Origin of the sequence: Streptomyces sp. NPDC053542 (assembly GCF_044544685.1) — a bacterium.
Taxonomy (GTDB): Bacteria; Actinomycetota; Actinomycetes; order Streptomycetales; family Streptomycetaceae; genus Streptomyces.
In genome coordinates, this window is the sequence record NZ_JBITXL010000008.1 from 186,738 (window position 1) to 199,850 (window position 13,113).

Genomic DNA, 13,113 nt, shown 5'->3' on the forward strand with positions numbered 1-13,113 from the left:
GCGGCGCGACCGAATTAAAAAGGGCCCGAATCCCTTAGGGGTGAGCCGCTGACCGGTGCTTCCGGGGCCGTACTCCCGGCGACACGCGGATCGGTCGTTGGTCGGATGTGCGGCGACCGGGTGAATTCCATCATGGAGGCATGGACAGCCGAGAGATGAACAGCCGCATGAATCCGCCCCCCGATCCCAAAACGACCGGCCGTGCCGGACACGGCGCCAGCGCCGTCGCCCACGAGCCGGGACACCGGCACCCCGTGGGCAGCGCCCTGCGGGCCGTGAAGGTCTTCGCCGGTACCGCCTTCAGCGTCGCCGTACTGGGCGAATACGCCGACGACAGATCTCCCCTCACCGACAAGCCCCAGGAATGACATCCGGACGTCCGGAAAGCGTCACGAAAGTCCGTGCGTGATCGATTAACGTCGCTGTAAAGGCTGTGAAGACTGTAAAGACTGTGCAAGCCGCATAAGGCGACAAGGAGGGGTCACCCGCGTGTCTGCCGCCGACGGGAAGCCGATCCAGCGGACAACGCCCCTCGTGGGCAGGCCACGCACCACCCGGGAGCTGCCGGACGGACCGGCAGACCGCAGTACGGCCCAACCCCGCCGTACTCTCCCCCGCCACACGCTCCCCGCGGCAGCGCTGCTCGCGGTATCCGTGGCCGCGCTCGGCGTCGTACACCTCTTCGTACCGATGCCCACCTCCGACATCCTCGTCTACCGGGCGATGGGCGACTCCGTCCTGACCGGCGGCGACCTCTACGGCTTCACGGTCACCGAGTGGCACCTCCCGGCCACCTACCCGCCCTTCGCCGCCGTGCTGTTCGTCCCGCTGGCGCGGATCTCCCCCGGCGTGCTGGAGCTCGCCTCCGTACTGGTCAACGTCGCGCTGCTCGCCCTGCTGATCCACTTCTCCGCGCGGCTCGCCGGGCTGCGCGCCACCCACCGCGTGCCCTCGCTGCTCGCCGCCACCGCGCTCGCCATCTGGCTGGAGCCGGTGTACCAGACGATCGTCTTCGGGCAGATCAACCTGGCCCTGACCTGCCTCGTCCTGTGGGACCTCACCCGCCCCGACGGCGCGCGCGGCAAGGGCCTGGCCATCGGCATCGCGGCCGGCATCAAGCTCACCCCGGCGCTCTTCGCCGTGTATCTGCTGCTCACCGGGCGGGTACGGGCCGCGCTGGTCGCGCTCGCCGGATTCGCCGGCACGGTACTGCTCGGCGTCGTCGCGCTGCCCGGCGCCAGCGTCGAGTTCTGGACCCAGCGGCTCTACGAGACCGGGCGGGTCGGCGAGGCGTGGATCGTCGACAACCAGTCGCTCCAGGGCCTCCTCGCGCGCGTGCTGCACACCACGCACCCCGGCGTCGTCTGGCTGGCCGGCGCCCTGCTGACGGCCGCGGTCGGGATGGCGGCGGCCCGCCGGACGGGCCTGGTCGCCGGCCGGGAGGCGTGGGGCGTGCTGTGCACGGCGCTCACCGCGCTGCTCGTCTCGCCGATCAGCTGGTCCCACCACTGGGTCTGGTGCGTACCGCTGCTCGCGGTGCTCGCCACGCACATCCGGCGGGACGCGTGGCGGCGCGCCATATGGGCCGCGCTGGCCGTGGTCTTCACCGCCCGCACGATGTGGCTCGTACCGCACAAGGGCGACCTGGACCTCGTACTCCCGTGGTGGCAACAGCCCTTGGCTGCGCCGTACCCGCTGCTCGGCGCGGCCTTCCTGCTGGCCGCGGTCTTCTGGCGCGGCGGCGTACTGACCGGTGTCGCGGCGGGAGCCCTGACCCGCCCGGACCCGGCCCGCCGGGAGTCGGTACCGGCTCCTCGGGCACCGAGCTAAGGGGAGCCAGGCTTACCGTTTCGCCCGGTCCTTCCCCCATGGGGGTGTAGCGAGCCCCCTTCTCAACACAGTACGGGGGGCCACTGACAACGGCCCCCCACCGCCCCGCCCCTCAAGCCCCCTCGTCCGCCAGCAGTTCGTGCGCGTCCACGATGCGGTACGCGTAGCCCTGTTCGGCCAGGAAGCGCTGGCGGTGGGCCGCGAAGTCCTGGTCGATGGTGTCGCGCGCGACGACCGAGTAGAAGCGCGCCTCGTGGCCGTCCGCCTTCGGGCGGAGCACCCGGCCGAGCCGCTGCGCCTCCTCCTGGCGCGAGCCGAACGTGCCGGACACCTGGATCGCGACCGTCGCCTCCGGCAGGTCGATCGAGAAGTTCGCGACCTTGGAGACGACCAGCACGGACAGCTCGCCCTCGCGGAACGCGTTGAAGAGCTTCTCGCGCTGTGCGTTGCTCGTGTCGCCCTTGATGACCGGCGCGTCCAGGTGCTCGCCCAGCTCGTCCAGCTGGTCGATGTACTGCCCGATCACCAGCGTCTGCTCGCCCGCGTGACGCCGCACCAGCGCCTCGGTGACCTTCTGCTTGGACGCGGTGGTCGCGCAGAAGCGGTACTTCTCGTCGCTCTCCGCCGTGGCGTACGCCAACCGCTCCGAGTCGGTCAGGTTGACCCGGACCTCGACGCAGTCGGCGGGCGCGATGTACCCCTGCGCCTCGATCTCCTTCCACGGCGCGTCGAACCGCTTCGGGCCGATGAGGGAGAAGACGTCGGACTCGCGGCCGTCCTCGCGTACGAGGGTGGCCGTGAGCCCCAGCCGCCGCCTCGCCTGGAGGTCGGCGGTGAACTTGAAGACCGGCGCGGGCAGCAGGTGCACCTCGTCGTAGACGACCAGGCCCCAGTCGCGGGAGTCGAACAGCTCCAGATGCGGGTAGACGCCCTTCCGCTTGGTCGTCAGCACCTGGTACGTCGCGATGGTGACCGGCCGGATCTCCTTCTTCGTACCGCTGTACTCGCCGATCTCGTCCTCGGTCAGCGACGTGCGCTTGACCAGCTCGTGCTTCCACTGGCGCGCGGACACCGTGTTCGTCACGAGGATCAGCGTGGTGGCCTTGGCCTCGGCCATCGCACCGGCCCCGACCAGCGTCTTTCCCGCGCCACAGGGCAGGACGACGACGCCGGAGCCGCCGTGCCAGAAGTTCTCGACGGCCTGCTGCTGGTACGGACGCAGCGACCAGCCGTCCTCCGCCAGCTCGATCGGATGTGCCTCGCCGTCCACGTAACCGGCCAGGTCCTCGGCCGGCCAGCCCAGCTTCAGCAGCGTCTGCTTGATCTGGCCGCGCTCGGAGGGGTGCACCGCGACGGTGTCCGGGTCGATCCGGGCGCCGACCAGCGGCTGCACCTTCTTCGACCGCAGGATCTCCTCCAACACCGGGCGGTCGGTGGTGGTGAGCACCAGACCGTGCGCGGGGTGCTTGCTGAGCGTGAGGCGGCCGTACCGGGACATCGTCTCGGCGATGTCGACGAGCAGCGCGTGCGGGACCGGGTAGCGCGAGTACGCGACCAGTGCGTCCACGACCTGCTCCGCGTCGTGCCCGGCGGCCCGCGCGTTCCACAGGCCGAGCGGCGTCACCCGGTAGGTGTGGATGTGCTCCGGGGCGCGCTCCAGCTCCGCGAAGGGGGCGATGACCTGGCGGCAGGCGTCCGCCTGCTCGTGGTCCACCTCCAGCAGCAGCGTCTTGTCGCTCTGGACGATGAGAGGTCCGTTCACGCGCCTCGCCTTTCGCTTCGCCTGCGGACGGCCGGCGTCGCCGCGCGGCCCGGCCGTTCGTACGGCCAAACGTCCAGTGTGCCGCATCGCGGCGAAAGGGGGGCCTGCGTCCACGGAGCGCGCCCCCGGCACCGCCCCCCGGGGGCCGCCGTCAGGACGCCGCGTCGTCGGCGAGCTCCGAGACGCCCGTGATGCGGTGCAGGGGGTACGTGCGGACCTCGTCGGCGGTGTGGTCGTACGCCGTCACGAAGCCGCCCTCGACCCGGACCGGGGCGATGACGCGCTGGCTGGCGGCTCCGTCGGCGTTGACGTAGCCGATCCACAGCGCCGAGTTGGTCAGCGCGGCGGCCTGCACGGTGGCGAGCGTCTCGGCGGACGTCGTACGCGGCAGCCGGCCCGGCGCGGGAGCCGCGGCCTCCGGGCCCGGCTTGCGCTCGGCGGTGGCCGCGAGGTCGCCCGCGCGGATGGCCCGCACGGCGGCTTCCAGCAGCGTCGAGTCCGGGGGCGGCGGGCCGTCGGGCACGGGGGCCGGGGCGGTGCGCGGCGGGGTGCGGTGGGCGTCGGCGCGGGCGATCACCACATCGCCCTCGGCGGACTCGGCGGCCGGCGCGTATCCCATGGCGCGCAGCCCCTCCAGGAGCGCGTCCGGGGCCGCCTGGGCGGCCAGCACGGTCGGCGCGAGGCGGCGCAGCCGCAGCCCGTCGGCGCGCCGGTCGGCCATGATCTCGTTCAGCAGCGCGTCGTCGTCGCAGCGCACGTAGGCGGAGGCGGCGCCCACCCGCAGCTGTCCGTGTCTGCGTGCCACGTCGTCGATCAGGTAGGCGAGCGGCTGCGGTACGGGCGTGCGGGAGTGCGCGGCCAGGAAGGACTGGATGTCCGCGGCCGAGCGGCCGGCGTCCAGCCCGCGGCGCACCGAGCCGGGCGTGAAGCGGTACACCGTCGCGCCGCCCTTGGACTCCACGTCGGCCAGCAGTTCGAGCGCGTCGGCGAGCGGGCGCTCCAGGGGGCCGGGCGCCACGGCGGTCAGGTCGGCCTGGAGGAGGACGTGGTCCAGGGGGGTGGGCAGCAGCGGGGCGAGGGCCGCGGCGGCGGCCCGGTGCGCCTCTGCGGGGTCGGCGTCCGGCTCCGCCTCCAGGAGGGCGCGGGTGTGGCCCGCGAGGGCGCCGCGGCCGGTGAGGCCGAGCAGTTCGGCCTCGTGGAGGGACCACAGGGCGATACGGGAGCGGAGGTCCTGCGGGGCGGTGTGTGCCCCGTGGGCCGCGTTCTGTGCGGCGTTGTGGTCGGCGCCGGGAGCGTGGCCGTTGTCCGGGGCGGCGTCGGGGGTGGCCTGCGCCGCGCCGCGGAGCGGCCGTTCCCAGCGCAGCCGGGCCAGTACGGCGTCCTGGGGCACGGCCGTGCCCGGGGGGAGGCCGCCGAGCAGCGCGAGGACGCGCCGCCGTACCTCGGGGGCGGGGGAGCGGTCCAGGTGCGGGCCGAGCGCGGCCAGGGTGCGGCCCTTGGCGTCGGCGGTGCCGACCAGGCCGGCCGTACGGGTCGCGGCCAGCCAGGCGGTCGCCAGCCGTACCCAGCGCTCCTCGGCGGGCAGCTGCCGCCAGTCCTCGGCGGCGGGCGTGGGCGCGTACTGCTCGTCGGCCTCGCCGTCCGAGGCGATCAGCCCCGCCGCGTACGCCAGCTCCAGCCAGAACGCGGCGGTGTGCACCCCGGTGTCCAGGGCTGTGGCGGTCCGCTTCAGGTCGCGGACGCTCAGGCCGCCGGCGCGCAGCACGGGCGGGCCGCCCAGGTCCCACTCCTTGAGCAGCTCGTCGATCGTGGCGAGCGCGGTGAACGCCTGGCCGGCCGCCGTACGGTCCACCATCTCCGGGTCGCGCGCGGTGGCCGGCGCGAGGGCGGGCGGCTCGGGCTCCGGCGCCCGGTGCGCGCGTCCGGCGCGCAGATGCAGGGCGGCTTCCCGGGGGAGCACGACATTGCGCGCGCCCACCGGGAGCAGCACGCCGCGGTCCAGCAGCCAGCGCAGGTGCGGCGCGGGCTGCGCGGTCACCGCACCGTACGGCGGGCCCCAGACGAGCCGGTCCAGTACGGCGTGGGACTCGGCCGGCGCGCCGTCGAGCAGCGCCGCCATGGCCTCCCGGTCCTCGAAGAGCGAGGTCAGCGCGGCGACGGCGGTGACCGGGTCGGGCGTGGTGGGCAGCCCGGCGGCCGTCACGATCTCCTGGAGGCGGCCGGGCGACATGCCGGCGGCGGCCTCGGCGACGGTGGGGCCGAGGCCGGTGGGGGAGGGGCGGGTGGCGCTCGGGGTGAGCAGTTCGCGGGCGGTGCGGACGAGCCGGAGGCGGTCGTCGGGGCCCCACACCAGGGCCTGGGCGCGGAGCACGGCCAGGGCGTCCGGGAGGCGGTCGCGGACGGCCGCCCGCAGCGCGGAGTCCGTACCGGATGCCTCACCGGGTGGTTCTTCGTCGCCCGTCATCAGCCCGGCGAGCGTGTCGTACGGGCAGGGGTCCGGGGCGACGGCCAGCGCCTCGGCCGTCTGCAGCGCGAAGGCGTCCAGCCGCTCCACGGCGCGGACCACGGAGGCGCGGGTGCCGGCGCGGGTGGCGAGCTGGGTGAGGTCGCTCGGGACGGGGTTGAGCAGGTCGGGGCGGGACCGCAGCAGAGCGGACAGGTCGTCGTCCGGCCGGTTGCGCAACTCCTCGGCCAGCGTGCGGGGGGACGGATGGCTGCCGCTCATTCGCCCCACGTTACCGCCTGCCGGTGGACGGGCCGACGGTCACGGGCCCGGCACCGGCATCCCGTGCCTGTGGAAAACCGGCGTCCGGCGCCTGTGGAAAAGCGCGGCATCCACCGCGCGCGGGGGTACCGTCGGAGCGGCGGAATCGGGCTGGCGCAGGGGTGTTCGGTGGGGATCGAGAGTGATCAGCTGGTCTTCGACTATCTGAGCCGGGTCGGGGACCTGGCGCAGGGGCGGGGGCTGACGGCCAAGCAGCGGATGCAGCTGGTCGCGCGGCTGCGGGCGGAGATAGACAAGAGACGGGCCGGGGGCGGCGGCGACGTCAAGCGCATCCTCGCGCGGCTGGGCACGCCGGAGGCGGTGGTGACCGCGGCGGTGAACGGCGGGGAGCCGGTGCCCGAGGAGCCGCCCGGCGGCGCGCCGGAGCGGAAGGCGGGCGCGCTGCCCTCGCTGCTGAAGCGGCCGGGGAAGTCGGTCGCGCTGCCCTCGCCGCGGAGCGGCGCGCAGCCGATGGTGCCTCAGCAGGCCCAGCAGGGGGCCGCGCCGCCGCATCTGGCGGGCCTGGACGAGCTGGGCGACCGGGACGCGACGGACGAGGAGGAGCCGGACTGGTGGCGGGTGTCGGCGGAGCCGTACGGCCCGGCCGGGCCGTACGCCCCCGGGGAGACCGTGCCGGGGTTCATCGGCGGGATCGAGATCGCGGAGATACGGCGGCCGCCGGAGACCGACGAGGAGGCTGAGGAAGAGACGGCCACGGAGGACGCCGGGCCGCGCGGGCTGCCGGGGGTGCTGAAGAAGGCCACGGGGAAGGTCCTGCCGTGGCGGCGGGAAGCGGCGGCAGCGCCGGCCGCGGAGCCTGCCGAAAAGGCCGAGGAGCCCGGCGAGGCGGTCGCGGCGCCGCGGCCGAAGCCGAGCCCGGTGCTGCTGCTGGCGGTCGTGCTGCTGGTCGCGGGCGCGGTGATCGGCAGCTGGCTGGCGCTCGCCGCGGGCTGGCTCGTGGCGTACTCCTCGCGCAAGCTCTCCCGCGCCGAGGCGAAGTTCGCGGCCCTGGGCGTGCCAGGGCTGGTGTGCGGCTCGGTGCTGGTCTGGCTGTGGGGCCGGTTCGCGGGCAAGTGGGGCGACCCGCTCGCCCAGGGACAGCTGGGCGCCGAGCTGACCGAAGCGCTGCCGTTGGTCGTGCGCGTCGCGGCCGTCGCCTCCGCCGCTTTCCTGCTGTGGCGGATACGGCGACGGCCGCGGTGAGCGGTAGGAGGCGTACGCCTGCAGAGGGTGAAGGTGAGGCTACGTCAAGTGCCCGGAGGTGGCCCTCGGGGCCAGAGGCACAATGGGTGCCATGGCCACGCACACCTTGACGGTCGGATTCGACCTCGACATGACCCTGATCGACTCCCGGCCGGGCATCAAGGACGCCTATACCGCGCTCTCCGCGGCCACCGGTACGTACATCGACACCGACCTCGTGACCACTCGGCTCGGGCCGCCGCTGGAGCAGGAGATCCGCAACTGGTTCCCCGAGGACCAGGTCGCCGAGATCACCGACCGCTACCGCGCGCTCTACCCCGAGCACGCCATCACCGGCACGCTCGCCATGGAAGGCGCCCGCGAGGCGATCGAGGGCGTACAGCGTCTCGGCGGCCGCGCCATCGTGGTCACCGCCAAGTACGAGCCCAACGCCAAGCTGCACCTGAAGCACCTGGACATCCACGCGGACGCGGTCGTCGGCTCGCTGTGGGCCGAGGGCAAGGCCGAGGCGCTGCGCGAGTACGGCGCGAGCGTCTACGTCGGCGACCACACGGGCGACGTGCGCGGCGCGCGGGCAGCCGGTGCGCTCTCGGTCGCGGTGGCCACCGGGCCGTGCTCCGAGGAGGAGCTGCGGGAGGCCGGCGCGGACGTCGTGCTGCCCGGCCTGACGGCCTTCCCGGCCTGGCTGGAGGGCTACCTCGCGGACGCCTCGCGCGGCTGAGCGGAACCCTCGCGCGGCGGAGCCGACGCCTCGCGCGCCTGACGGCGCTGGGCCGCGACCGACCGCAGCACCCCCGCGGCGGCGATCAGGAAGCCCGCGCCCATGAGCATGCACACCCAGTAGAAGACCGAGGGCAGCGGGTCGGACCCGAGGAAAAGGGGCGTCATCGTCGCGAGCGTGGCGAAGGCGCCAATAAGGAACACGATCGCGCCGATCCGGACGAGCAGGTCCCCGGCGCGCGGACCTTCGGGAGCCGCCGGGGTCGCACCCCGCACGGAAGGATTGTCAGACACACGACCAGGGTAAGTCCCCGGCCGGAAGCGCTGAGGAACCACCCGGCGACGTCTTGTCACCAGGCCCCGGACCATTAGCCTTGGATAGCGGCGGGTCGCAGACCCGCTGCACTGCTATCCAGAGCTGTTGTGTGCGCAGCTACCCCAAGTTTTCCCGACGAGTACGAGGACGAGGACAGACGTGCCTACCGGCAAGGTCAAGTGGTTCAACAGCGAGAAGGGCTTCGGCTTTCTCTCCCGCGACGACGGCGGTGACGTCTTCGTGCACTCTTCGGTCCTGCCCGCCGGCGTGGACGCACTCAAGCCGGGTCAGCGCGTCGAATTCGGCGTGGTGGCCGGCCAGCGTGGTGACCAGGCACTTTCGGTGACCCTCCTCGACCCGGCGCCCTCGGTCGCGGCCGCCCAGCGGCGCAAGCCCGACGAGCTCGCCTCGATCGTGCAGGACCTCACCACGCTCCTGGAAGGCGTCGCGCAGCAGCTGGAGCGCGGGCGGTACCCGGACAAGGCACACGGCGGCAAGATCGCGGGCATGCTGCGCGCGGTCGCCGACCAGCTGGACGTCTGAGCAGGACGCAGCGGTACGGAGATGCCCCCGCGGTCTCCCGCGGGGGCATCCGTCATACGAACTTCAGCGCGTCCGGTGCGAGGGGCGGTACGAGCCCCTCGGCCGCGGCACGGGTGAGCAGCCCGCGCACCGCCGCGTAGCCGTCCTCGCCCAGGTCCGCGCTGAACTCGTTCACGTACAGCCCGATGTGCTGGTCCGCGACGGCCGGGTCCATCTCCTGCGCGTGCTCCAGGACGTAAGCGCGCGAAGCCTCGGGGTCGTCCCACGCCATGCGTACGGACGTGGTGATCGTGCGGGCCAGCTCGCGCAGCCGCTCCTCGCCCAGCGACCGCTTGGCGATGATCGCGCCGAGCGGGATCGGCAGCCCGGTCGTGGTCTCCCAGTGCTCGCCCATGTCGGCCAGGCAGGTCAGGCCGAAGTTCTGGTACGTGAAGCGGGCCTCGTGGATGACGAGCCCCGCGTCGACGGCGCCGTCCCGCACGGCCGGCATGATCTCATCGAACGGCATGACCTTGACCTCGCCCACACCGCCGGGCACCTGGTCCGCGGCCCACAGCCGGAACAGCAGGTACGCCGTGGAGCGCTCGCTGGGCACCGCGACCGTACGGCCCGCCAGGTCCGCCGGCGCTGCCGCGTCCTTGGTCAGCACGAGCGGGCCGCAGCCACGGCCGAGCGCGCCGCCGCAGGGCAGCAGGGTGTACTCGTCCAGGACCCAGGGCAGCTCGGCGTAGGAGACCTTCAGCACGTCCAGCTCGCCGCGCTCGGCCATGCCGTTGGTGAGGTCGATGTCCGCGAAGGTGACCTCGGGCGGAGTGGCGCCGGGGACCTTGCCGTGCGTCCACGCGTGGAAGACGAACGTGTCGTTCGGGCAGGGCGAAAACGCGATCCTGAGCGCCTGGCTCATGGCGTGCTCCTTGCGGACAGGGCTCGCGGCAGATCGGCGAAGGCGGCGGTGAGGGCGGCGAGCGCCTCCCCGATCCGCCAGGCGGCGCGGTCCCGCGGGCCGACGGGGTTGGAGATCGTACGGAGTTCCAGCACCGGCACGCCGTGCGCGGCGGCGGCCTCGGCGACGCCGAAGCCCTCCATCGCCTCGGCGAGCGCACGCGGGTGACGGTCCAGCAGCTCCTTTGCGCGGGCCGCGCTGCCGGTGACGGTGGAGCCGGTGAGGACGGTGCCGGGCAGCGCGCCGGTGGCCGCGGCGACGGCCGCGACCAGTTCCTCGGGCGGGCGGTGCGCGTCGGTGCCGAAGCCGAGCGCGGTGACCGGCAGGAAGCCGTCGGGGGTCTCGGCGCCGAGGTCGGCGGCGGCGATGTCGTCGGCGACGACGAGGGCGCCGACCGGTGCGGCGGGCTGGAAACCGCCGCCGATACCGGCGGAGATCACCAGGTCGTAGCCGGAGCTCTCGCCCGCGGTGGTGGCGCCGAGTGCGGCGGCGGTCAGCGCGCTCGCGGCGCCGGCCGCGGCGGCCGCCGGGCCCACGCCCGCGGCCAGCGCGTCGAGCACGTACGGGCCCTCAGCGGCGCCCGGGCTGCCGGACACACCCCCCGCGGCAGCGGGGCGCGTGCGGTGCAGCACGAAGCCGCCCGGTACGGGGATGCGCTCGGGCCGTCCCGCCGTCGCGGCGGTGACCGCGTCGCGTTCGGCGGGGACGGCGGTGACGACCAGGATGTGCATCAGGGGACCGGGCGGCTTCGGTGCGGCGCTCAGGACTCGGCGCGGTTGAGCTTGATGTTCCAGATGCCGGTGTACTTGCCGCCCTTGGACGTCATGATCGAGATCGTCGTGGAGTCCGACATCTGGCGGGTCTGCTGGTTGTAGAAGACCTGGTCACCGTCGACGGAGGCGTAGGTCTGCTTGCTGAGGCTGGTCATCGGCATGCCGTTGGACATCGCGATCCACCCCTGCTCGGCCATGTCCGGCTCGACGCCGAGGCGCACCTTGTCACCGGGGTGCACGGTGAGCGTCTGGTCCGGCTTCGAGGTCAGGCACTTCTCGAACTTGGCCTGCTCCGCCTTTTCCTTGGCGGTGAGGTCGCCGAGGGTCTTGCCGTCCTCGTAGCAGGAGGCTTCGGCGGTGACGGTGTCCTGGCCGGCGGTCACGGTGGCCCGCGGCGTGGGCTGGTCACAGGCGGAGAGGACGAGCAGTCCCAGGGACACGGCGCCCGCGGCGGCGGCGGCACGGCGGCCCTTGCCCCGGAGCGAGGAGGAGAACGCGGTCATGCGGGCAGGCTATCTGGCCGCCGGGCCCGCACGTCGCCGGGGTACGGTGCGCGGCGCTCCGTGTGCCGCGGGTTACGCCACGCGGGGGCCGGGGCGCGCCGTGGAATCACGCGACGCGGGCGCGGGCGGCGCCGTGGTGGCGGTCCGCGGTCAGCAGTCCCCGGACGGTCGTGGCGGCCGCCAGGGCCAGTACCGCCGAGGCCACCGCCAGGCCCAGCACGCCGTGCAGCGGCAGCGCGATGCCCAGTCCGCCGCCCACCACCCACGACAGCTGCAGCACCGTCTCGGACCGCGCGAACGCGGACGTACGGAAGGTCTCCGGCACGTCCCGCTGGATCAGCGCGTCCAGCGACAGCTTCGCCAGCGCCTGGCACAGCCCGGCCGTCGTGGCGGTGGCGGTCACCACCACGCTCGCCAGTACGGCGTAGAAGACGGCGGCGGTGACCGTGACGCCCAGGGCCAGCGTCAGCACCACCGCGATGATCACTTCCGGGCCGCGGGCCCGCAGCCAGGCCCCGATCGCGGTCCCCAGCGCGTTCCCGGCGCCCGCGGCCACCGCCACCACCCCCAGCGACACCGCCGGACTCAGCCCGCCCAGCGGCTGCTCCCGCAGCAGGAACGCCAGGAAGAAGATGAGAAAGCCGGACAGCGCCCGAAGCGCGGCGTTGGCCTCCAGGCCGTGCAGGAGGGAGCGGCCGACCGTCCGCAGCCCGGGCCGGGGACGGCGCGCCCGCTGCCCGGCCGCCGGCGGCGCCGGCGCCTCGCCCCGCGCCGAGTCGACCTTGTGCGGCAGCGTGAAGGACAGGAACGCGCCGAGGCCGAAGACCAGGCACGCGCCGTACAGCGGCCAGGCCGGGCCGAGCAGGTGCAGCCCGGCGCCCAGCGGGGCCGCCACGCCGGTGGCCAGCAGCCCCGCGAGGGTGACTCGCGAATTGGCCTTCACGAGCGAGAAGCGGTGCGGCAGCAGTCTGGGCACCACCGCCGAGCGCACCACGCCGTACGCCTTGGAGGACACCAGTACGCCGAGCGCGGCCGGGTACAGCTCCAGCCCGCCGGTGGCCACCGCGCCCGACATGGTCAGCGCCAGCACCGCGCGGGCCAGCATCGCCCCGGCCATCGCGGCGCGCCGGCCGTGCGGCACCCGGTCCAGCAGCGGCCCGACGACGGGCGCGAGGAGGGCGAAGGGGGCCATGGTGACCGCGAGGTACAGGGCCACCCGGCCGCGCGCCTGGTCCGTGGGGACGGAGAAGAAGACCGTGGAGGCGAGCGCGACGGTGATCAGCATGTCGCCCGCGGAATTCACCGCGTGCAGCTCGATCAGCTTGCCGAGGCCCGACTCGCCCGCGCCGTGCGCGTGTGTCGCCCGGCGGATGCCGCGCCCGGTGGCGGCGAAGGGCCGGCGCACGGCGGCCCCGGCGGTCCGGCACGCGCGGCCCGCGCGCCCCGCGGCCCGGCCCGCGCCACGGACCGGGCCGCCTCTGCCCTTGGTCGATGCCCTGACGGCGGCCACGTCGTCATACTGCCCCAAACGCTGCCCCAACTCGCCCAACTGATGGCAGTTTCCATGAGTTTCGATGGGTTTTCATGGGGTCCTGACCAGGCTCCGCGGGCGTGGCGGAGGGGCCAGTGGCGGCTGCCGGTGACATTTGCCGCTCCCGCCGGGGGGTCGTACACGATTGAAGGGGTAGCGTGTGTAGCGCGCCACCGGCGGTCGCTCTTGGCCGCGCGCCTTGCCGCGATCCCGCAGAATGGTTCG

At 74.0% G+C, this 13,113-nt stretch carries 12 protein-coding genes; 5 read left to right on the top strand and 7 right to left on the bottom strand.

Going from position 1 to position 13,113, the window contains the following annotated elements; all coding sequences use genetic code 11:
- Positions 1-140 precede the first annotated feature (140 nt).
- Positions 141-368: a hypothetical protein gene (locus ACIGXO_RS23560; protein ID WP_399790139.1), complete on the top strand. Its 228-nt coding sequence runs from the start codon at positions 141-143 to the stop codon at positions 366-368.
- Positions 369-489: 121 nt separating this feature from the next.
- Positions 490-1,830, top strand: a complete 1,341-nt coding sequence (locus ACIGXO_RS23565; protein ID WP_399790141.1) for a glycosyltransferase 87 family protein — start codon at positions 490-492, stop codon at positions 1,828-1,830.
- Positions 1,831-1,942: 112 nt separating this feature from the next.
- Here ACIGXO_RS23565 and ACIGXO_RS23570 read toward each other — a convergent pair whose 3' ends face one another.
- Both ACIGXO_RS23570 and ACIGXO_RS23575 read right to left on the bottom strand, forming a co-directional pair.
- Positions 1,943-3,592: a DNA repair helicase XPB gene (locus tag ACIGXO_RS23570; protein WP_399790144.1), complete on the bottom strand. Its 1,650-nt coding sequence runs from the start codon at positions 3,590-3,592 to the stop codon at positions 1,943-1,945.
- 151 nt (positions 3,593-3,743) lie between these two features.
- On the bottom strand, positions 3,744-6,317 hold the full coding sequence (locus ACIGXO_RS23575) for a helicase-associated domain-containing protein (RefSeq protein ID WP_399790147.1): 2,574 nt from the start codon (positions 6,315-6,317) through the stop codon (positions 3,744-3,746).
- A gap of 168 nt (positions 6,318-6,485) precedes the next feature.
- Here ACIGXO_RS23575 and ACIGXO_RS23580 point away from each other — a divergent pair, with 168 nt between their 5' ends.
- Together ACIGXO_RS23580 and ACIGXO_RS23585 are read left to right on the top strand one after the other, a co-directional pair.
- Positions 6,486-7,559, top strand: coding sequence for a hypothetical protein (locus tag ACIGXO_RS23580; protein WP_399790150.1), 1,074 nt, complete (start codon positions 6,486-6,488; stop codon positions 7,557-7,559).
- A 91-nt stretch (positions 7,560-7,650) separates the two neighbouring features.
- Positions 7,651-8,280: an HAD family hydrolase gene (locus ACIGXO_RS23585; protein WP_399790153.1), complete on the top strand. Its 630-nt coding sequence runs from the start codon at positions 7,651-7,653 to the stop codon at positions 8,278-8,280.
- Here ACIGXO_RS23585 and ACIGXO_RS23590 read toward each other — a convergent pair.
- Positions 8,253-8,573, bottom strand: a complete 321-nt coding sequence (locus ACIGXO_RS23590; RefSeq protein ID WP_399790155.1) for a hypothetical protein — start codon at positions 8,571-8,573, stop codon at positions 8,253-8,255. The genes ACIGXO_RS23585 and ACIGXO_RS23590 overlap by 28 nt on opposite strands.
- A gap of 181 nt (positions 8,574-8,754) precedes the next feature.
- Between ACIGXO_RS23590 and ACIGXO_RS23595 the strand changes: the two genes are divergently transcribed.
- The gene (locus ACIGXO_RS23595) at positions 8,755-9,138 is read left to right on the top strand and encodes a cold-shock protein (protein WP_030254499.1); all 384 of its coding nucleotides are present in this window, start codon (positions 8,755-8,757) and stop codon (positions 9,136-9,138) included.
- Positions 9,139-9,190: 52 nt separating this feature from the next.
- On the opposite strand, the gene ACIGXO_RS23600 is transcribed toward ACIGXO_RS23595, so the two are convergent.
- From ACIGXO_RS23600 to ACIGXO_RS23615, 4 genes are all read right to left on the bottom strand, one after another.
- Entirely contained in the window at positions 9,191-10,042 is an 852-nt protein-coding gene (locus ACIGXO_RS23600; protein WP_399790159.1) for a 1,4-dihydroxy-6-naphthoate synthase, read from the bottom strand.
- Positions 10,039-10,812 carry a futalosine hydrolase gene (locus tag ACIGXO_RS23605; RefSeq protein ID WP_399790162.1) on the bottom strand — a complete coding sequence of 258 codons (774 nt, stop codon included), beginning with the start codon at positions 10,810-10,812 and terminating at the stop codon, positions 10,039-10,041. The genes ACIGXO_RS23600 and ACIGXO_RS23605 overlap by 4 nt, the downstream gene beginning before the upstream one ends.
- Before the next feature lie 29 nt (positions 10,813-10,841).
- Positions 10,842-11,357, bottom strand: a complete 516-nt coding sequence (locus ACIGXO_RS23610; protein WP_399790165.1) for a hypothetical protein — start codon at positions 11,355-11,357, stop codon at positions 10,842-10,844.
- 106 nt (positions 11,358-11,463) lie between these two features.
- Entirely contained in the window at positions 11,464-12,867 is a 1,404-nt protein-coding gene (locus ACIGXO_RS23615) for an MFS transporter (protein WP_399790168.1), read from the bottom strand.
- Between the last annotated feature and the right edge of the window lie 246 nt (positions 12,868-13,113).